Source organism: Pseudoalteromonas sp. GB56 (genome assembly GCF_054923835.1).
Genome location: NZ_JBPCHK010000003.1, coordinates 637,906 through 659,166, shown reverse-complemented (window position 1 = coordinate 659,166; position 21,261 = coordinate 637,906). Strand labels below are relative to the sequence as shown.

Here is a 21,261-nt window from a genome sequence, read left to right as displayed (position 1 = left end):
ACTAGCCGTACTTATTTGTAACAGCCCTTTAAATCACTAAAAAAGCCATACAATGCGGTGCATTATATGGCTTCGGTGATGGGTAATCTTACATTGCGTTATTGCGAGTGGTGCAGATCAGATTTTTACTAACTTAACTGTTCTCTGTTAGTAAAATCATGATCTGTAAACCCCCTTTACAACTTTATTCCTATTTATTGGTCCACTAAAATAAGCTTGTCGACTGCAAACCCACGTTGCGCTAACGCCTGTTTAAAATCGTTGATTCGCTGCTCATCCACCTCGGGCGTGCGCGATAATAACCAAGCATAATCGGTGTTAAAGCCGCTGATATAAGCGTATTGGTAGTCTTGCTGATCCAAATCAAAAATTACGTAGGAGGAATAGAAAGGGCCAAAAAACGACACCTTCAAGTGCCCTACGTTACTACTATCTACAAACTTTGCTTTACCTTCAGCACTTGACCATTCATCTTGTTGCGCATCGAAACCCTTGTTCAATACCTTTACCGTGCCATCATCGTTAATGCTGTAGGTTGCTGTTACCTTAGTAAGACCTTCTTCAAAAGAATGCGGCATGCGCGCAATTTCATACCAAGTGCCCGTATAGCGAGACAGTTCAAATGGTGTGACAGGCTTAACCTGCTCGGGCACTGACGTGCAGGCACTGAGCACCAAGGTTAGTAAAATAATGATCTTATTGCGCATTGATTGTCCTCTTCGGGTATTCCAAAAATCAATTGATATTAATTATTTACGTTTAATCCGTTAGGATGGTTTAATTTAGTGCTGATTTATTTTTTAGTTTAGTACTTAAGTTTCTGTTCTATGAAACAAGACTGTATTGGATCAAAATTTTACTAAGAGCACCCATATATATGACCCAGGAAATAGGCTTTGGTGATAGCCAAGCAGCGATACGCGTGTATGTGAAAAATCGCCCGAACCTCATCCAATTCCATCAACTGGACCGCCTTATCGCGCTGAATAAACAGGCTATCGAGCAAATCAATGCTGAAGCTGGGAACGGTTGGCGCAAGGTGTTTAACGTATACGCAAAGTGGCTATTCGCCTTAAAACCACAATGCATGGATTTTTCTAGTATCTCATCTTGGCAGTCTTTCAGAGATACCAAACTACTTACTAAGGGGTCCAGCACCGCCCTACTCTTTAGTAAGCCTGATTTTTCGCATTCAGCATTACATATTATTGCTGGCCGACAATATGCTAAGGAGCTGGCAAATGATGCATCAGTTGGTAAAAATCTGATCTGGTTAGATGATGAATTTGCCGTGGATAGGGTAAACAATTTGGTGGTATGCCCCTATTTTGACTATCGGCAACTCAGCAACGTTAAAATCGATAAGCTCGTCAACTTAATAAAAGATATATAGGCGGAGCATACAACAAAGTCTATAGGGTAAATTAAGCATAGCGGGTAAATTTGGCTACACTAAAAACATTAAACATGTTGCTAGGATGCCTTGTGAAAGTACTCGTTGTTGACGATATGCCGCTGATGCGGCATGTAATGATAAATATGCTACGCAAGCTCAATTTCACAGATGTCGTTGAGGCCACGGATGGGCATCAGGCCCTCAAGCTTTTAGAAACGACCAAGTTCGACTTGGTGTTAACCGATTTAAATATGCCAAAAATAAGCGGAAAAGACTTGTTTATGACAATTCGCAGCAACAAAGAATGGGGCTACATTCCTGTCATTGTAGTGACCTGCGAAGACCAAAAAGACATAGTGACGGAGCTTATAAGCGCTAATGTAGATGGCTTCATTGTTAAACCTTTCAACTTAGCAACGCTGAAAAAACAAATCGACCACCTTCAGAAGATACGAACCAAAGCTACTGACAACGCACAGCAAAACCAGCAAAGCTCATCGCTTTGAAATAGCAATGGGCAATACCGAAATCACTACGCTCTAAAAGTTCAGCGAAGCGCATTCGGTCAAGCGCGAAGAATTCGCGCTCAAACGCCACTCGCGTTCGCTCGACACCCACATCTGTAAGTCCAAGCTGTTGGCAAACGTTAAATTGTGCTTCGCGCTCAAACGGCGTCTCTGGCTGCATTAAATCGGCAATCCACAGCCACGCACCACCAATGAGATGACGACGAATAGCCTGTAATAATTGCGCCTTAGAGCCGTCATCGGGCACAAAATGCAGTACCAATAAGCATAGAGCGGCATCGTATTGCCCTTCTAAAGCATTCAAATCGCCACAATGGATTTGTACCCTGCTTGTGAGTCCCGCCTGTTCAAAACGCTGTCGAGCAACGGCTAACATATCCTCGGATATGTCCTGAGCCACAAATTGCATCGCTGGGTTAGCGTGCGCCAATGCAACAACCTCTTTCCCTGTGCCAGCCCCCACCACTAAGACTCTAGCATCGGCTTTTAATTGCACTTGGCACTGTGCGACTGTCAGTTGATGTAGTAATTCATAGCCGGGCACTAAACGTTCAATACGGTCGTCGTAGTTTACCGCTTCTTCACCTTGAAAACTGGGCATGTTGCCTCCTTAGTTTTTACTCACACACAACCTCAGAATACCCACCGGGGCGCTTCTTCACCTTGATCTGCGTCGCTACACGTTCAGTTAATTGGGCAATGTGTGATATGACTCCCACTTTACGTCCTTGGGCTTGCAGGTTATCAAGCGCATCCATAGCAATATTAAGAGTTTCAGCGTCCAAAGTGCCAAAACCCTCATCGATAAACAAGGACTCAATTTTAACTTTGTTAGAAGACAAGGACGCTAAACCTAATGCAAGCGCCAACGACACCAAGAAAGACTCGCCACCGGAGAGTGTATTAACACTGCGCTGTTCGTCCGCCATATCTTGATCGATAATGGCAATATCAAGCGTGCCGGCGATGCGAGTGAGACGATAGCGTTTTGATAGCGTGCGCAGATGCTGATTCGCATACGCGAGCAAAATGGCCAAGGTTTGGCTTTGTACTAGGTTGCGTAAACGCTTACCTTGCGCGTCACCAAGTGCTGTATTCAGCGTGCTCCAAATCGCTAACTGACTTTGTAATGCCTGTAGCTGTGTGGCTTTGTCGGCTAACTGGCGAAGGTTCTGCTGATGATTTTCGAGCTTAGCAACTAATAATGTTAGCGCTTGCTGGGCCTGTTCCTGCGCCTGTTCAAGTTCTAATTTTTGTGCGACCAATCCATCTTCACTTTGTTGCGGCTGATTAGCTTTGTGGGCTGCCAGTTTATTCGCCGTCTGCTCGGATTGCGCCTCAAACTTAATGAGGCTTTGCTGCAATTGCACTTCGCGCAACTGAATTTGCTTAACAACTTCTTTGTCGCGAGTTAGTAATTCGGTGATCTGTGCACGTGTAAGTTCAATACCCTCGGTGCGCTTGCTTTCAATCCATTGACTAACACTTATTTCGAGCTCTTTAATGTCTGCGTGTAACTGAGAACAATTTTTTACTAAGTGCTCGTGTTCTTTGCGTTCCAGCTCAAGTTGGCTTTGTTTCTCTTGCACTACTTGCTGTGCTTGCATTAACGCTTGCTGCGCTTGGCGCGAAGTCAGTTCTAACAATTCTAATAAGCGCTTGGGGTCGTCTGTTTCGTTCACTAATTCGTTTCTATTAGTTAGTAAAATAGTGATCTGGCTTTGCCAGTCAGCGATCTGTTTATCTAGTTTTTTGCCCTGTTCAGTGTGGCTCTCTAACTTAGTAAAATTCTGATCCCGAAGTTTTGATGCATCACTTAGACTTTGTTCAATTGCTGTTATTTGATACAGATTTTGTTCATAAGCTAACTTATCTTGCTCCAGCGCAGGCCATTGTTTTGCAAGAACCTCGATATTATTTTGCCACCAAGGCGCGTCTGCAAAAACCTGCTGCACATGCGCGACAGACTCATTGACTTGCTTCTGCTCGCTGGATAGCTCATCACTCAAACGCTGATATTGCATTTGTAATTGCTGATAATGTTGCTGGGTTTGCCCATACTGAGATTGCAAAAGCGCTTCGGACTTCGCAATCTGACTTTGCTCAAATCGCAATTTTACTAACTGCTCTTCAACTGATTGCATCCGTAATGCATCATGTTCAAGCTCAGTAATATGGTTAGTAAAATAGTGATCGCTCAAGCTATCTATCTCAATAGACTCACAAAATTGATGCAAGCGTTCGATAAGTTGGTTCGATTGCAGCCCTATTTTTGCAAGATTTTCCTCTACCGTAGCAATGCGCTGCTCGCCTACACGAATGGATGTTCGCAAGTCATTACAGTTAGTTAAATGCTGATCCAGCATTGCTTTATCGCGCTGTAATTGCTGTTCAAAATCCTGTAGCAGAGCTTTAAAAGCACTAGATTCACTGCCGTGTTGAGCATATGGATGCGTTGTAGAGCCGCACACCATGCAAGGTTCTGAGTCTTGTAACTGAGTACGTAAATCAGTGATCTCTTCGCTCGCCCTTAATTGTACCTGCTGCAGAGCATGCTGTGTCTGCACAACACTTTGTTCCAAAGAAGCTTGCTGTGGCAATAAGTCATTGAGCTTCGCGTGGTAATCACTTTGCTGTTGCGTTAACGCATCTAAATGTGAGCGCAGTTCATTTTCTTGTGTTTGAACAGCGAGCCATGCGCGATAATTTTCCAAGCTTTGGCGCCACATAGCTAACTGTGATTGCAACTGTGTTGCCGAGCGCCCTTGTGTTTGGCTTTGCGCTTCTTCGATTTGTTGCATCAATAAGTCGCGCTGTGCTCGCACACCATTTAGTGTCTGTTCTATTTCAATCGATGATTGAGCAGCAACATCCAAAGCAGACTTAACTTCTTGTAACTGGCCATTTTTTTTCGCACTGTGGTTATGAAACAAGGCGATACCTGACCACAGATGTTGATAGTGAGACCAATTTTTTACTAACTCGGCTAGCCAAGGTTGCGATGCATATTTTTTCTGTGCTTTGTTTAGTTGCTCATTTAAATCTGCAATTTCACGCTCTAGAGAGAGGTTACTGCTAGTGATTAAACGTGTCGTGCGCTCAAGTTCGGCTCGCTCAATTCGCATTTTTTCCATAGCACCGTGAGCCTGAACCCATTTCAAATCAATTTCGATGGCTTGGTTTAGGCGGGGCTTTAAAGTAGTCAATTCTTGTTGCGATTCGCTCGCCTTATTTTGACTAGCTTGTAGTAGCGCTCTGGCTTCTTCAACGCGTTGCTCAGTAGCACTGTCTTTTAGTATCTCTATGCGTTGCTGTTGCTCAACCAGACGCCCAGTTGCACGCTTTGCGCTTAATACAGTCTCTTCTATCTGCCAACAGGCAGCGATACGTTTAGCATCTGCAAACTCATGTTCAGAGTGAGCAAGCTGCGCCTTAGTGTTATTGATTTGCTCAGTTAAATGACTTAACTCGTCAGTTAACACGCGCTCGTTGTTGAACCAAGTAACCTGATGCGCAAGTGCGTCAATTTGGGCTTTACGTTGCGCTTGGGCCTCTTTTTCTTTACTCAATGCCCCATGTAATTCTGCTTCTTCCTCTTCACTGAGCAAGTGCACTGCGTTCATAGTTTGTTGGAATAATTCAACTTCATTTAACTTAGTTTTGTATCCCTCAAACACGCGTTGGCCAACAAGCGAATATTTTTGTGTACCACTTAAACGCTCGAGCAGAGCAGCACGTTCGTCACCCTGCGCACGAAGAAATGCTGCAAACTCATTTTGTGCCAACATAACCGCACGGGAGAATTGCTCGAAGTTAAGTCCTACAAGACGTTCAATGACTTTTTTAGTTTCTGACTTAGCATCAGTCACTAAGGCTTCATCCGGCATCGCATAAAGCGCATGAGTCGGGGCCTGTAATCTTCCTTGTGCTTTTTTTCTGGCTCGAGTGACCTGCCAAAAAGCGCGATACTCTTTGCCATCGATCGCAATAAAATCAACTTTTACCCAACCTGCTCCTGTTCCACGACGCAACAAATGCCGAGGATCGTTGAGGCGCACGTTGTCACCATTGAAGTCTATCTTCTGTGTGCTTTCATTGCTCAGTCGCGCTGTTTTGTCATACAACGCCAAACACAACGCATCTAACAGTGTGCTTTTACCTGCTCCTGTATCACCCGTAATGGCAAATAACCCTGTATCACTCAGGGGAGATTGGCTGAAATCGATATCTGCTTCCACTAGGGACGCCAAATTATGTATTTGGAGGCGATTAATTTTCATCCACGCGCTCCTGTTCAATATCTGACACCAGTTTGCTAAATAGTGCTTTGACTTCTTCCGTCACGTCTTTTTCTAATAATTCGGGGTGGTCATTAACCGCCAATTCCAACAGTCGATTAGCGTCTAGGCGCTCAATTTCATGTAAATCTTTTAACTCTAGTTCTTCTGCTGTTTTATCTGCCTCTTGACGTACGCGCTCAATGCCACAAAAAAGTAAGGATTTCCCGGTCAATGCTTTGTCTATTTGCGCTCTAAAATCGGGCGCCATTTCCTTACTCGACAAGCGAACGCGGATGTAACCTGTATGTTCCTCACCTTCGGGCAGAGCCTTGATCTGGGCACACACTTCTTGCAGCGTTGACAGTTGTTTGTCTGGAACAATATGCAGATGTTTAAATTTGGGAATGTAAAGGGGGTTTACATCGACTGTTTCATTGTCATTTAAATTAACAATAACACATTGATGTTTATAATTTTTTTCTGAAAATGACATTGCAAATGGCGTTCCGCTGTAGCGAATACATTCATTACCATTCACGCTTTGCGCTTTGTGCAAGTGACCCAGTGCAACATAGTCAGCTTGTTGGGGGAACACATCTGCGCCGATAGCATCTTCACCCCCTATGACCAAAGCACGCTCAGAGTCTTCACTGACGGCCGCGCCACGTGCATGTAAATGCCCCATAACCACAACTTTTGCACGCTCTGGCAACGTTTTAGAGGTCAAAATGGCTTGATAAGCCTGTTGAACTGATACGCTGTAGCTTTGCTTTACGTTAGTGATATCGCACGCCCGTAAATAGGGTAGGGCGAGAATAGCGAGTTGTTCTTGGCCAACATCAATTTGAACTAAACAATTCTCAGGATGTTGGAATTCAAAGTGGCCAACAACATGAGTATCAAATTGAGCGAGCAGGGGCTTGGCCGTAGTGATACGTTTAGCAGAATCGTGATTACCCGCAATCACCACTATATGCAAGTCAGGGCAGGCTGCCTTTGCAGATTTAATAAATTGATAAAATTGACTTTCAGCACGGGTAGGTGGATTAGCGTTGTGATAGATATCACCACTAATAAGCAAAACATCAATCGCTTGCTCATCTAATTGTGTTAGCAGCCATGCCAAAAATGCTTGATGCTCATCGTAACGCTCGTGCTCATAAAAGAGCTGTCCTAAGTGCCAATCTGAAGTGTGAAGTAAGCGCATGAATTAGAATTATTAACTTCTGATGCGCTCACTATATCATGGATATGATGGAGACAGAGTGTTAGTGGGTGAACTGCCACCAACTGATAATTAATACAGGGATGGCAACGGCTATCGCCATCAACGGCACGCGAATACCACGTTGATATTGGGACTTGGTTCGACGAATAGCCGTGGTTTCATCACACGCCGCAACCTTATCAATGTAAAAATAACCATTGTCTAGGTATTGCTTGCAATGCTGCTCATCGGCAGGGATCGCAATTAACTCGTCGTTCTTTTTGAGGACATAAAAATCCATAGCACCACCAATTTTACTCTGCTATGTGCGAATCTAGTGAGCTTCCCTTCGCTTACTTTATGTAACAATAAGTGTGCCAACACGCCTATTGTTGTCCCTGTTTTATTGTTCACGAATTAAAAAAGTGGGGGATTCTAAAATTAATTAGCCCTCAATTTCAACCCCCGTAGAGGTTATTTTCCTGCCTCACTGGCAACCCCCTTTACACCGTGTTGTTAGTCAAACTTAAATTTGGCCAGCTATTGACCGCATCGCGCTGCATTTTGTCGCGTTCTCATTGCACCGATTGATTACTTTTGCAACATTGTTGCTCCTGAATTAGCGATTAAAAAAAGTCATGTATAAATACAAAGGTACCGCCCTAGCAGTCGGGGCATTGGCGCTGTTAAGCCAAAGTGCTTTAGCAAGCATTTCGCAAACAAAAGGCAGTTATGAAGACAAGTTTCGCCAGTTAGATGAAACACTTCCCACTCCAAATATCTACCGTAGCGCCGCAGGTGAGCCTGGAGAGCGTTATTGGCAGCAAAAAGTTGATTATGATATCGACGTAACCCTAGACGAAAAAAATCGCCGTATTAGCGCCTCACAGCGCATTGAGTACAAAAACAATTCTCCGCATACGCTTCGTTACTTGTGGTTACAGTTAGACCAAAATATTTTTAAAGCCGACTCCATTGCCGAACGCACCAAAACCTTTAACTCAGGCCTTGAAGCTCAGCCTATCGGCAAGGCAAGCAAATTAAGCTTGTCACAACTTCGTCGCATGCAATTTCTTGCCGACAATGAACCCGGTTTTGTTGTTAGCAATATTAAAGACGGCAGTGGCAAAGAGTTAAAAGCCACGATAGTGGATACCTTGATGCGTATTGACTTGAACGAGCCACTGCGCCCTGGCAAAAGCGTTGAATTCGCCATGGACTTCAACTTCAACATTATTGAAGAAGACGCGGTCGGCGCACGCAACGGTTATGAGCACTTCGAGAAAGATGGCAATGACATCTTTTTAATGGCGCAATGGTTCCCGCGTCTTGCGGCATACACTGACTATGAAGCATGGACCAATAAAGCCTTTTTAGGCAGCGGTGAATTCACTCTTGAATTTGGTGACTACGATGTTGAAATCACCGTTCCTGCGGATCACATTGTGTCTTCTACGGGCACACTGGAAAACGCACGCTCAGTGCTTACTTCAGCGCAACGTAAACGCTTGGAGAAAGCAAAAACAGCAGAGCGACCTGTCTTTATCGTGACTGAAGAGGAAGCCTTAGAAAACGAAAAAGCAGGCACTGAAGACACAAAAACATGGCACTTTAAAGCGGATAATGTGCGTGACTTTGCATGGGCGTCATCGCGTAAATTCATGTGGGACGCTAAAGGTTATCAACAAGGTGGTAGCGAGCAACCTCTTGTGATGGCGATGTCTTTCTATCCGAAAGAGGGTGGGGATCTGTGGAAGAAGTACTCAACGGAGTCAGTGATCCACACCATGGAAGTGTACTCACGTTATTCGTTCGATTACCCTTACCCAGTGGCGCAGTCAGTCAATGGTCCTGTGGGCGGTATGGAATACCCAATGATCACCTTTAACGGCCCACGTACGGAGCTTCGTGATGATGGTACGCGCACCTATTCGCAAGCAGAAAAACGCTTTCTCATCGGCGTTGTTATCCACGAAGTAGGTCACATTTATTTCCCTATGATAGTCAACTCCGATGAGCGTCAATGGACGTGGATGGATGAAGGCTTGAATAGCTTCCTCGATGGCGTTGCCGGTCGTGAGTGGGATCCTAACATTCCTTGGGGTGTTGAGCCTCGCGATATTGTTGAATACATGAAATCTGAGCACCAGGTGCCCATTATGACGCAATCAGACAGTGTTTTGCGCTTGGGTCCAAATGCTTATACTAAACCAGCAGCGGCGTTGAACATTCTTCGAGAAGTGATTCTAGGCCGTGAGTTATTTGACTTTGCCTTCAAAGAATACGCTAACCGCTGGAAGTACAAACGCCCAACACCGGCCGATTTCTTCCGTACCATGGAAGAGGCATCGGGCGTTGACCTTGATTGGTTCTGGCGCGGCTGGTTCTACAGCACTGATCACGTGGATATTTCCCTAGACAAGGTATACAAGCTTCGCCTAGATACCATGAATCCAGATATTGATTTCAACCGATTACGTGAAATTGAAATGAATAAGCCATCTTCATTGTTTGTTGAACGTAACAAGCGAGAAGGCCGTGAGCTTTGGATTGATAAGAACAAGGATATCACCGACTTCTACGATGAAAACGACCGTTTCACCGTCACCAACAAAGAGCGCAACAGCTATCAGAAAATGCTGAGTAAGCTCGACCCATGGGAAAAGCGCACGCTTGATAGAGCGGTGGCGGAAGACAAAAACTACTATGTGCTGCAATTTAGCAACCTAGGTGGTCTGGTGATGCCAATTCTACTCGAGCTCACTTACGCAGATGGCACTGTAGAAGAACGTTATATTCCAGCGGAAATTTGGCGCCGTAACAGTCGTAATGTTGAGAAGCTTATCGTTACCGATAAGGACAAGGAAATCGCTAGCATTGCAATTGATCCAGGCTGGGAGACGGCTGATGTGGACGTATCGAACAACTATTACCCGCGTCGCATCATGGAATCGCGTATCGAGACTTACAAGCGTAAAGAGAGCAAAGACAAGGTGAAGCGTGACATTATGCACGACATCAAAACAGAGCTTAAAGACGTGAAAAAAGATGAGGAGCAAGAGCAATAATGCACGCAATAAAACAAGTGATATTGCCTGCTGTTGTTGCTGTTAGTGCGCTGCTATTTAGCAGCGCAAGCCTTGCGCATCAATTAAAGAGTTCGGTCACCACCGTGCTCTTTAATAAACGCACTCACAATATCGAGTTGATGCATCGCTTTTATCTACACGACACTGAGCATGCTATAGAGCATATTGTTGGCAAACAGGCGGATATGCTCAATTCCAAATCAGATCAACAACAGTTCGCGGATTATGTGGCACAGCATGTCGCCATCAAAACGCCCCAAAGTGAATCAATGCCACTGAAAAATGTAGGCTTTGAAGTCGATGGTAAGTTCTTTTGGGTATACCAAGAGGCAGCCATGCCTAAACAGACACTCACTGGCTTACAGATGAGCCATGGCGCCTTACAAGAACTATGGCCTACACAAGTAAACATGGTCAATATAGAAGGGCAGGGCAAGGTGCGCACTGTGTATTTTGACCAAGAAAATCAGTGGCATACAGTCACTTTTTAAGGCTAGCATCTAAGGCTCCCCCAACCGACGTGCACATCAGGGATGATGTCGGTGTGCGCGTTTTTTACCGTCCCCCTTCATCCACAGCAATAATCAACGTGTATTCTTTTCAACAGTGTTATACCAATGGTCTTGAATATAGATTTAGGCATTCAACCCGCTACAGCTAGAATAATTAGCAATTTAAATTGCGTGGTATTATTGTGCTTTCATCACGACTATTACGTATCTAGCACAGACCAACAACCAATAGTGAGATGCAACTTACAATGAATAATTCGCTCAAAGGCGTGATTTTTGACATGGATGGCACGCTGTTTAGCTCAAACTTAAATTTCGCCAATATCAGGGAGCAAATCAATTGCCACCCACACGAAGACATTCTTGAATTTGTCGCGCGCCAAGATAGGGCAGGGCAGTTGCGCGCAGAGCAAATTATTCTCGATCATGAACTGGCTGACGCACATCAAGCACAATTATTGCCACAGGTTGAGAAATCGGTGACAGCGTTATTTCATCGTCAGATTCCAATGGCCATCGTCACGCGCAACTGCCAACAAGCAACACAAATAAAAGTCGCACGTAACCCTTTGCCCATCGATCTTATTTTGACACGAGATGACGCGCCTGCGAAACCGGACCCGAGTGCGTTATTGCAGATAGCCCAGCAATGGCAAATTGCACCTCAACAATTACTTTACGTCGGCGACTTTCGCTACGATATAGAAGCGGCGCACAATGCAAGTATGCAGGCCTGCTTCTACGCGCCAGATAGCCTTCCGGAATATGCGCATAGGGCGGACTACATCATTAAGTGCTTCAGTGAACTTCCCGCACTTTTCCAAGATTATGTTAAATAGACTCGTTTTGTAATTTCGTCTAGCTAGGTTGACGATTTATAAAAACATGGTACTAGCCCAATTAGCCTTGAATTGTTAAAATCCTTCGCAGAAATAATATTCAAACTTGAGAGATTGAAAATGGGCAGAGCGTTTGAAGTTCGTAAAAACGCCATGGCGAAGACAGCCGCGGCAAAAACAAAAGTAAACTCAAAATACGGTAAAGAAATCTACGTCATTGCAAAAAATGGCGGTGCTGACCCAGACACTAACCTTTCTCTACGTCGTTTGATCGACAAAGCGAAAAAAGATCAGGTTCCTGCGCACGTTATCGACAAAGCAATCGAAAAGGCAGCAGGTGGTGCGGGTGAAGATTACTCAGCGGCACGTTATGAAGGTTATGGTCCAGGTAACTGTATGGTTATCGTTGATTGCCTAACTGACAACCCTAACCGTACTATTAAAGACGTACGACTTCCATTTACCAAAACAGATTCAAAAATTGGTAGCCCAGGTTGTGTTGCGCACATGTTTGATCACCTCGCGATTCTTGGCTTCGAAGGCGACGATGACGAAGCTGTGTTAGAAGCACTTATGATGGCAGATGTGGACGTTACAGACGTTGAGCTAGAAGATGGCAAGGTTTCTGTATTCGCACCTCACACTGAGTACTTCAAAGCAAAAACTGCGCTGACAGAAGCGTTTGAAGGTATTAATTTCGAAGTAGATGAAATCACCTTTGTGCCGCAAACGCACATCGAAATCACTAACGAAGACGATATCGCTAACTTTGAAAAATTCATTAATATGCTAGAAGACTGTGATGACGTACAAAACGTTTATCACAATGCGATTGTTGATAAATAACAATCAGCACTAATAAAAGGATTTAAATCAATCAGTTGGATTTAAATCCAAGCATAAAAAAAGCCGGATATTCATCCGGCTTTTCTGTGTAAAGGGGCTTTACACAATTAGGACTCTTTGAATAATCGACGGTAATGATGGAGCAGAGGCTCAGTGTAACCGCTTGGTTGCTCACACCCTTTAAACACTAAATCCATCGCAGCTCTGAATGCGAAGCTGTGCGACAGTGATTGCTCATCTTTAGCCATAGGCAAATAATTCGCATCAGCTGCGTTTTGCTCATCGACAACCTTAGCCATACGTTTCATCGTCTTAGTAACTTGCTCCGTTGAGCACACATTATGACGTAACCAGTTCGCGATATGTTGACTAGAAATACGCAGTGTCGCTCTGTCTTCCATTAACCCCACATTGTTGATATCCGGCACTTTAGAGCAACCAACTCCTTGTTCTACCCAACGTACTACGTAACCTAAAATACCTTGTGCATTGTTGTCTAATTCGAGTTGGATATCCTCAGGGCTTAAGTGTTGCTGATTATCAATTGGCGGCGTCAATAACGCAGCCAATGAATTACCAGCCAAAAGCGGAATAGTTTTTTGCACTGCAAACACATCTTTTTGGTGATAATGCAGCGCGTGCAAAGTAGCGGCAGTAGGGGAGGGCACCCAAGCGGTATTCGCTCCCGAATTTACATGGCCAATCTTTTGTTCCATCATCAGCGCGAGCTTATCGGGCATCGGCCACATGCCTTTACCTATTTGCGCCTTACCACTGAGACCACATTCAAGACCAATGGCAACATTACGCTTTTCATAAGCATCAATCCAAGCTTGCTCTTTAATCTTAGCCTTTGGCAATACAATACCCGCTTCCATCGCTGTGTGAATTTCATCGCCGGTTCTATCAAGGAAACCTGTATTAATAAACACAACTCGGTTTTTAGCGTTAGCAATACAGGCCTTCAAGTTCACTGATGTTCTGCGTTCTTCATCCATAATCCCCATTTTCAATGTGAACGCTGGTAGACCCAGTAATCTCTCTACTTCTGTAAATAATTGGTCAGTAAAAGCGACCTCTTCGGGACCATGCATCTTGGGTTTAACGATATAAATGCTATTGGCGCGAGAATTTTTAAGATCACTCTTACCCAAGAATTCAGGCAAGGCACACAAGGATGTGAAGATGGCATCCATAATACCTTCAAACACTTCATTACCATCACAGTCTAGGATGGCCGGATTCGTCATCAAATGGCCCACGTTGCGAACGAACATCAGACTGCGTCCATGTAGCGTTATTTGCGAACCTTCCACGCTGGTAAAATGATGATCTGGATTTAACGTACGTGTAAGTACTTCATCGCCCTTTTTGAACTGGCATCTCAGTTGCCCCATCATCAGCCCAAACCAATTACGGTACACATTGGTTTTGTCTTCACCATCAACCGCTGCAACCGAATCTTCGCAATCCATGATGGTGGTGAGTGCCGCCTCCATGATGATGTCTTTAATGCCGGCTTTATCGTCCCGTCCGATACGGTGATGCGGGTTAATAGCTAGAATGAAGTGCAACCCATTGTGTTTAAACAACAGCTCACTTGGGCGCTGAGGCTGACCTTGATAACCAACGAGTTGAGACTTATCAGCGAGCGTAACCTGTTGCGAGTCGCCTAGCGTCACCACCAACTCGCCATTATTAATGGCGTACTCAGTACTCTCAATGTGCGAACCGCTACTCAAAGGTAAGGTCTCATCGAGGAATTGACGAGCAAATGCCATGACTTTAAAACCACGTACTGGGTTATATTCTCCGCCTTGCTCAGCACCATCGTCTTCACCAATCACGTCGCTGCCATATAACGCGTCGTATAACGAGCCCCAACGTGCATTAGCCGCATTGAGGGCAAAGCGTGCGTTACTCACTGGCACCACTAGCTGCGGGCCAGCCATGGTGGCAATTTCAGCGTCTACATCTTTGGTTTCTATGGTGACGTGCTCTGGCGACTCGACCAAATAGCCAATCTCTTTAAGGAACGAGGTATATTCATCCAGGTTATGTTCGTTATTGCTCTGATAGTAGGCATCAATCTGTGTTTGAAGGGTATCGCGCTTGGCCAATAAGGCTCGATTGATAGGCGTCAAGCGTTTGATGATATCGGCCACACCCTGGAACAAGGTATCAGAGTCGATAGGCGTATGCGGCAGTACCTCTTGAGTTACAAACTCATGCAGGCATGCGTCAATAGACAAGCCGCTGTGAGAGATGCGCTGTGTCATGAACAATTCCTTTAAACGAACAAGTTGTTATTTCACTGTAAACGAAAATTCATGAATGTGAACAGCAAAGCCATTCACAAAAAATATAGTGGTAATAACAACTATAAATTTAATAAATCACGAAAAAAACGCCTAGTTTAAAAATACGACGCGGCAACCTCTCACATTCGTTGACGCAACACATAACCGTTACTCGTTCAAAGGATACGCACAATGAAACATTACAACGCACAGATCGATAACCTAGCAACTTTATGTCAACAAAATGGCGCAGCCTGGGGCACTATCAGCCCGGAATTTGCCGCACGTATGCAACTTCAAAACCGCTTTAAAACGGGTTTGGATATTGCGAAGTACACCGCAAAAGTGATGCGTGAAGACATGGATGCTTACGATGCAGATTCTAGCAAATACACGCAGTCTCTAGGTTGTTGGCATGGCTTTACAGCCCAGCAGATGATGATGGCCATTAAGCGTCATCAGAAAACAACTAAGCGTAGCTATGTATATCTGAGCGGTTGGATGGTGGCAGCACTGCGTTCTGAGTTTGGTCCATTGCCAGACCAAAGTATGCATGAGAAAACCTCTGTGCCAGCGCTAATTGAAGAGATCTATACCTTTTTAAAACAAGCAGATGCACGTGAGCTGGATCACTTATACAGAGACCTCGATGCTGCACGTAAAAAGGGTGCTGATACCAGTGCTATTGAAGCACAAATCGACAATTTCGAAACTCACGTAGTGCCAATTATTGCTGACATCGATGCAGGTTTTGGTAACGAAGAAGCCACTTACCTGCTTGCTAAAAAGATGATTGAAGCAGGAGCGTGCGCGATTCAAATCGAAAACCAAGTATCGGATGCAAAACAATGTGGTCACCAAGCAGGTAAAGTAACCGTGCCTCATGAAGACTTCTTAGCGAAAATCAATGCTGTACGTTATGCGTTCTTAGAACTAGGCGTGGAAGACGGCATTATCGTGGCGCGTACAGATTCTTTGGGCGCGAGTTTGACGCAAAAAATCCCTGTCAGTAAAGAGCCTGGAGACCTAGCTAGCCAATACATCAGCTTCTTAGATGCTCAACCAATTAACAGCGCCGATGACCTCGAGGACAACGAGATGGCGATTAAACTAGGCGGCAAACTGTGTAAACCGGTTCGTCTAGATAACGGCTTGTATCAATTCCGAGAAGGCACAGAAAAAGACCGCGTGGTATTAGATTGCGTAACCAGCTTACAACATGGTGCTGACTTACTGTGGATTGAAACAGAAAAGCCGAATGTTGCGCAAATCGCTGAACTCGTAAACCGTGTACGTGAACAGGTGCCGAACGCGAAGCTTGTCTACAATAACTCACCATCATTTAACTGGACACTGAAATTCCGTGAGCAAGTGTATGCTCAGTGGCAACAAGAAGGCCGTGACTTGAGTACCTACCCAGATCCAACACACGATGCAAAAGTGCTGATGGATGCGAGCCTAGATAACTCTGAACTAGCTAAAGAAGCAGACCGCGCAGTACAGAACTTCCAACGCGACGGTGCACGTGAAGCAGGCATTTTCCACCACCTTATCACGCTACCGACTTACCACACAGCAGCGCTAAGCACTGATATCTTAGCTGAGGGCTACTTCGGTGATTTAGGAATGCTTGCCTACGTACGCGATGTCCAACGCCAAGAAATTCGCCGCGAACAAGCATCGGTTAAACACCAAGACTTAGCTGGCTCGAACATGGGTGATACGCACAAAGAGTATTTCTCTGGTGAAAATGCACTCAAAGCCGGTGGTGAAGCCAATACCATGAACCAGTTCTAATCAAAGTGTGTTGCAATCTATAGGGCCCAAACGGGCCCTTTTTTGTGGGATCAGATTTTTACCAGCTAAGGTTCAGCCGCCAAAATGACGTTGATTTCGCATCACAGAACAAAATTTTACTAACTGTCTTGATATCATTTCCATGTTCAAAGCACGTTTTTACTAACTGGCCAGACGATCACAGAACAAATTTTTACTAACTTAGGCATATGCCAAAAGTAACAAGGCCATCAACTCGATGATGGCCTTGTTACATATATCTTAATAATACGGTGAAATAGTACAGAACATTTAAGCTTGATTACGTCTCAATGGTACAACAGAGCTTTGCTCATCATGACTCTCTCGCTTTGGGCTGTCACCTTGAGGCTCAGCTAGCGCATTGAGACGTGCACGTATGCTTTGCGTGTCAACATGTTCTGCTTTTGCTGCTTTGTTCAAACGTGCTCGCACAGCGTCTAATTGCTGTTGTTGAGGATTTCAGGAACGATAGCATCCACAGTCACGCCTTCATTTGCCATCATTTCAGTGAGTGATTCAGAGGGTAAATTAAGCGCGTTTACAACAATATCTACGGTCTCTTTAAATGCCACTTTTTGGGCTAAGCTAAGCGTCTCTAAAGCCTGTTTCAACTTGTGATAATCAAGAAAAAGCTGCGATAAATGATTCTGCAAAACCGATTCAGAAGTGCCATGATTTGGCTTTTGCAATGGCGCATATGCGTCAGTTAATAAGCCTTCTTCGCGCATCTTGCGGATAAGCTCATCGGAAGGCATTTTTAAGTCAGTAAAAACCTGATCCAGATTACGCTTCACGCGAATGGCTTCAAGCATGCTTAAACGAGCAAAAGCGCGGCTTAAATTATGATGATCCGTAAGTATCGCAAACATAGCGCGTCCTGTTATTGAGTGACAAGGTTAAGGTCCGTTTACCTCTGCTGCACAATTGCGCAAAACGGTGAACGGACGATAACAGCTAAATATTAAAATTTAATTACAGTACCCAAACCTCAACGCGGCGGTTGCGCTCACGTCCTTGCTCACTGTCATTGTTGGCAACCGGTAACACTTCACCGAACCCTTGGGTATCAAACACAGGGATGCCGCGCGCGTTCAGTTCTGTCGCTACAGATAAAGCGCGTTGCGATGACAGAGATTGATTTTTAGTGTTATCACCAGAGTTATCAGAAAAGCCCATTAACACCACGCGTTTTTGTGGGTACTCTTCGAGATATGCAAGTAAACGTTGTAAGTCACGCTTGCCTTTATTGTCGAGTTGACCACTGCCATATTGGAACCTAAAGGTCAGTGATAAGCGCTCCCCTTGATCAGCGTATTGTCTGTATAGGGCCGGTGCCGAATTTGGCGCTTTCACTTGTTCTACGTGAATGTTTTGCGAAATGAGGCCTGTATCAGCCACAATCTCCTGACCTGAAAATGAAATCGCGTAGTGCGCGAAGTTCTTCACAAACATATCCGCGGTAGTCGGTGTATACAGGTATAGACGACGCGACAACGCATAATCTTCGGTACCAATAGTAAAGCGAGTAGGGTAGATAGGTGCCGTTTGCTGACCTTCTGAAACTGCTAGCGCCTTGTTATGGACGATGTAGTTTAAGCCAATGAAACCAATACCAAATTCATCTTGTGATACCAGCTGAGAAAGCTCAGAGCTCGATTCAAAGCGCTGTGCAGCGTCGCTCAGTGACGAGTTGTGTTTTTTCAATACCAAGTTTTTGAAGGTATCCCAGGTGCCAGACTTCGCATCACGCGCATAAATGTTTATCGGTGCAGAACTACCTCCCAACTCGCGCCAGTTGCTAATTTTACCCGAGAATACATCAGCAAGTTGTTGCGTTGTTAGATGGCTTATTGGGTTATTTTGATTCACAATCACAGCTAAACCATCCAGGCCAATAATGTGCTCATTACCCACTTGGCTAAAGTCACCATATTGTGATTTTAGGTTCACAACTTCTTTTTCTTTTACTTTGCGTGATGCCATGGCTACGTCCGCACTTGCCGAAAGAATATCGGCAAATCCCGTGCTAGAACCATGCGCATGTAGCTCAATATAATAAGGTTTATCATTAAGTTGATAATGAAGTTCGCGCTCAACAACCACGTTTCCTTGCTGCCAATCGAAGTCTACGGCACCTTGCTCGCGAAGGTACCCCTCCAGTAATGCAGGCGCTAATTTCTCACCGATTGTGTTTGAACCGTGAATTCTAAATGCTAGCTGGGCCTGTTGCTCTTTAGGTGCAGTCATCGCGACGGTTGTTTGCGCAGGGGCAGTTTGTTCAACGATAGGAGCTTTTACAACAGCCTGATTTACTTGCTGTGTCGGCGTGCTTTGCCCAGAAAAAACCACATATCCAGCAACAGCGAGCGTGATCACCACTGAAGCACTCGCCAACAACAATGCTACCGGTTTCTTTTTGTCTTGTGCAGGTTGTTCTGTAGGAGAGGTGCTAGTTGGGGCCGGCTGTTTGATCGCCTCAATGATGTTATTCAGCTCTGAGTCGCCTAACAGCGCTAATTCACTCAGTACCAGTTCACGATAATTATCGTCGTTGATAAATTTTTCTGTGGCAATTTCAATACCATACTTATTTTGCGCTACACTTTGTAATTGTTTTAGCTGCTCGATAAAACTCTGTTGATGATGAGGATTCATGTGATAAGGCCCATGTCGATTTTTGGGCTCAAGAATAGAGCAGTTAAATGACACTTTTATGAAATGTAAAGGGGGTTTACGGTACCTTTTTTACATTTAAAACAATAATTTACCTATTTCAAGAACACGCTAGGGAAAGATGATGGTAAAGATATCGGGATGGTTGTTTATTGGTAGCGCTATTGCTTTTGCAGGTGCTGGGTATATGGAGAAATATTAGGATTATATGCGGTGGCGGCAATATTTTTAGTGCTAGGTGTTATTCAAATCATTCGACCAATGCAAGACAATTAAATTGTGCCACAGTCGGGAGCAGATCATTTTCCTACTCCCAACGAGAACGTGAAACAACTTAGAGCAAGTTAGTCGCAGTGTTTTAACTCAAGTTCAGCTTTCTCTACTAAGGCTTCGGGTAACTCTTTTTGCACCGCAACCCCAAGCTCTTTAAAGTCATTAGCTTGTTTGATTAAATTACCTTTGCCGCTATAAAGTTGAGCGTAAGCTTTATCGTAGGTTTCTCGCGCCTTATCTAATTGTTTACCCACACCATCCATAGAAACTAAAAATGAATTCAACTTATTGTAAAAACGTTCTGCTCGTTTGGCCAACTCATGGGTATGTTTGGATTGATCCTCAAAACGCCATAACTGCTTCACGATATTCAAACTCGTGAGTAATGTTGTGGGGGTTGCCACTAAGATATTCTTCTCAATGGCTCGCTGATAAAGGTCTGGCTGAAATTTTAGCGCTTCGACAAACGCGCTTTCTATAGGCATAAACATAATCACCACCTCAGGTGAATTAATCTGATCGAGGCGATGATAGTCTTTGCTTGCCAATTCATTGATACGATCAGTCACCGCTTGAACATGCTCTTTAAGCGCTTGCTGCGCGTCTAATTCGGTTTCAGCATTGACGTAACGTGTGTATGCAGACAAAGACGTCTTTGCATCAATAACGATATGGCGGTCCTTGGGTAAATACACCACAACATCGGGCCGAAATCGCCCTTGCTCAGAGTCTAAGCTCACTTCACGGCGATAATTCTGATTTAAACGCAGCCCAGCGCTGTCTAAGACGTTTTCCAACATGAGTTCGCCCCAATTACCCTGAGTCTTCTTTTGGCCCTGTAATGCCGTAGAGAGACGTTCAGCTTGCTCGGTAATCGACTGATTCAACTTCTGCAGGTGAATAAGCTCAGCTTTGAGAGCGGCGCGTTGCTGTAGCTCTTGTGTGTGGATGTGCTCCATTTTATCGCGAAAGCCTTTAAGCTCACCTTGCACCGGTTTCAATAACTGCTCCATACTTTCTTGATTGAGGTGCTTAAATTGTTTGGATTTATCTTCAAACAGCTGATTTGCGAGCAGTGAAAATTCCTTTTTCAGCACCTCTTTTGAATCTTGAAGCAACGCGAGTTGCTGTTCAAAGTGACTTTCCTTTTGCTCTAACGTTGCTTTGATTGATTCATAGCGACCGTGTAATAGCGTTACCTTTTGCTGCAATTGATTGACACTCTCGCGTTCAGATTGGGCTTGTTGTAATAAATCATCATTACGGATAGACGCAGTTTGCAGCTGATTTTGTAATTCGCCTAACTGCTCTTGGTGGCGCAATTGGTTATGTGAGGCTCGCTTTTTTAAACGGTTCACGCACAAAGCTAAATAACCATTCAATACACATGTTGCAGCCAAAGCTGCAAGTAAAGCCGGGGTGTTTTCAGACAGAAGAGCGATCATAGCGATCTCGCGTTTTTATTATTGTCTATAGAGATAATACCAATTGTATCAGGAAA

General features: G+C 44.5%; 17 protein-coding genes. 7 read left to right on the top strand and 10 right to left on the bottom strand.

All coding sequences use genetic code 11. From position 1 onward, the window contains the following. Window positions 1-194 precede the first annotated feature (194 nt). Window positions 195-707, bottom strand: coding sequence for a lipocalin family protein (locus ACH19P_RS18330; protein ID WP_462160060.1), 513 nt, complete (start codon window positions 705-707; stop codon window positions 195-197). Window positions 708-877: 170 nt separating this feature from the next. On the opposite strand from ACH19P_RS18330, the gene ACH19P_RS18325 reads away from it, so the two are divergent. Together ACH19P_RS18325 and ACH19P_RS18320 are read left to right on the top strand one after the other, a co-directional pair. Further along, window positions 878-1,393, top strand: a complete 516-nt coding sequence (locus tag ACH19P_RS18325) for a DUF6942 family protein (RefSeq protein ID WP_462160059.1) — start codon at window positions 878-880, stop codon at window positions 1,391-1,393. A 92-nt stretch (window positions 1,394-1,485) separates the two neighbouring features. Next, the gene (locus ACH19P_RS18320; RefSeq protein WP_462160058.1) at window positions 1,486-1,902 is read left to right on the top strand and encodes a response regulator; all 417 of its coding nucleotides are present in this window, start codon (window positions 1,486-1,488) and stop codon (window positions 1,900-1,902) included. On the opposite strand, the gene ACH19P_RS18315 is transcribed toward ACH19P_RS18320, so the two are convergent. From ACH19P_RS18315 to ACH19P_RS18300, 4 genes are all read right to left on the bottom strand, one after another. Beyond that, the gene (locus ACH19P_RS18315; protein WP_462160057.1) at window positions 1,859-2,524 is read right to left on the bottom strand and encodes a class I SAM-dependent methyltransferase; all 666 of its coding nucleotides are present in this window, start codon (window positions 2,522-2,524) and stop codon (window positions 1,859-1,861) included. The two genes, ACH19P_RS18320 and ACH19P_RS18315, sit on opposite strands and share 44 nt — an antisense overlap. A gap of 16 nt (window positions 2,525-2,540) precedes the next feature. After that, window positions 2,541-6,203, bottom strand: a complete 3,663-nt coding sequence (locus tag ACH19P_RS18310) for an AAA family ATPase (RefSeq protein ID WP_462160056.1) — start codon at window positions 6,201-6,203, stop codon at window positions 2,541-2,543. Beyond that, window positions 6,193-7,410 carry an exonuclease SbcCD subunit D gene (locus ACH19P_RS18305; RefSeq protein ID WP_462160054.1) on the bottom strand — a complete coding sequence of 406 codons (1,218 nt, stop codon included), beginning with the start codon at window positions 7,408-7,410 and terminating at the stop codon, window positions 6,193-6,195. Before ACH19P_RS18305 ends, ACH19P_RS18310 begins: the two co-directional genes overlap by 11 nt. Before the next feature lie 61 nt (window positions 7,411-7,471). Beyond that, window positions 7,472-7,711 (bottom strand): hypothetical protein, encoded by a 240-nt coding sequence (locus ACH19P_RS18300; protein WP_462160053.1) that lies wholly within the window; start codon window positions 7,709-7,711, stop codon window positions 7,472-7,474. Between the two features lie 337 nt (window positions 7,712-8,048). Here ACH19P_RS18300 and ACH19P_RS18295 point away from each other — a divergent pair, with 337 nt between their 5' ends. The 4 genes from ACH19P_RS18295 to ACH19P_RS18280 all read left to right on the top strand — a co-directional run bounded on the left by ACH19P_RS18295 (window position 8,049) and on the right by ACH19P_RS18280 (window position 12,696). Further along, window positions 8,049-10,478 carry a M1 family metallopeptidase gene (locus tag ACH19P_RS18295; protein ID WP_462160052.1) on the top strand — a complete coding sequence of 810 codons (2,430 nt, stop codon included), beginning with the start codon at window positions 8,049-8,051 and terminating at the stop codon, window positions 10,476-10,478. 23 nt (window positions 10,479-10,501) lie between these two features. After that, window positions 10,502-10,990, top strand: coding sequence for a DUF6702 family protein (locus ACH19P_RS18290; protein WP_462160202.1), 489 nt, complete (start codon window positions 10,502-10,504; stop codon window positions 10,988-10,990). A gap of 269 nt (window positions 10,991-11,259) precedes the next feature. Continuing rightward, window positions 11,260-11,850, top strand: coding sequence for an HAD family hydrolase (locus ACH19P_RS18285; RefSeq protein ID WP_462160051.1), 591 nt, complete (start codon window positions 11,260-11,262; stop codon window positions 11,848-11,850). A gap of 120 nt (window positions 11,851-11,970) precedes the next feature. Then, a complete protein-coding gene (locus tag ACH19P_RS18280; RefSeq protein WP_462160050.1) occupies window positions 11,971-12,696 on the top strand; it encodes a YebC/PmpR family DNA-binding transcriptional regulator in 726 nt (241 codons plus the stop codon). Window positions 12,697-12,803: 107 nt separating this feature from the next. Here the strand turns inward: ACH19P_RS18280 and ACH19P_RS18275 are convergent, their stop codons facing one another. Beyond that, window positions 12,804-14,975 carry a malate synthase G gene (locus ACH19P_RS18275; RefSeq protein WP_462160049.1) on the bottom strand — a complete coding sequence of 724 codons (2,172 nt, stop codon included), beginning with the start codon at window positions 14,973-14,975 and terminating at the stop codon, window positions 12,804-12,806. Window positions 14,976-15,188: 213 nt separating this feature from the next. On the opposite strand from ACH19P_RS18275, the gene ACH19P_RS18270 reads away from it, so the two are divergent. Beyond that, window positions 15,189-16,793, top strand: a complete 1,605-nt coding sequence (locus tag ACH19P_RS18270) for an isocitrate lyase (protein WP_462160048.1) — start codon at window positions 15,189-15,191, stop codon at window positions 16,791-16,793. Between the two features lie 291 nt (window positions 16,794-17,084). Here ACH19P_RS18270 and ACH19P_RS18265 read toward each other — a convergent pair whose 3' ends face one another. From ACH19P_RS18265 to ACH19P_RS18250, 4 genes are all read right to left on the bottom strand, one after another. After that, window positions 17,085-17,234: a hypothetical protein gene (locus ACH19P_RS18265; protein WP_462160047.1), complete on the bottom strand. Its 150-nt coding sequence runs from the start codon at window positions 17,232-17,234 to the stop codon at window positions 17,085-17,087. 17 nt (window positions 17,235-17,251) lie between these two features. Further along, the gene (locus ACH19P_RS18260; protein ID WP_462160046.1) at window positions 17,252-17,683 is read right to left on the bottom strand and encodes a hypothetical protein; all 432 of its coding nucleotides are present in this window, start codon (window positions 17,681-17,683) and stop codon (window positions 17,252-17,254) included. 103 nt (window positions 17,684-17,786) lie between these two features. After that, window positions 17,787-19,469, bottom strand: coding sequence for a substrate-binding domain-containing protein (locus tag ACH19P_RS18255; protein WP_462160044.1), 1,683 nt, complete (start codon window positions 19,467-19,469; stop codon window positions 17,787-17,789). A 362-nt stretch (window positions 19,470-19,831) separates the two neighbouring features. Beyond that, window positions 19,832-21,205 carry a DNA recombination protein RmuC gene (locus ACH19P_RS18250; RefSeq protein WP_462160043.1) on the bottom strand — a complete coding sequence of 458 codons (1,374 nt, stop codon included), beginning with the start codon at window positions 21,203-21,205 and terminating at the stop codon, window positions 19,832-19,834. Between the last annotated feature and the right edge of the window lie 56 nt (window positions 21,206-21,261).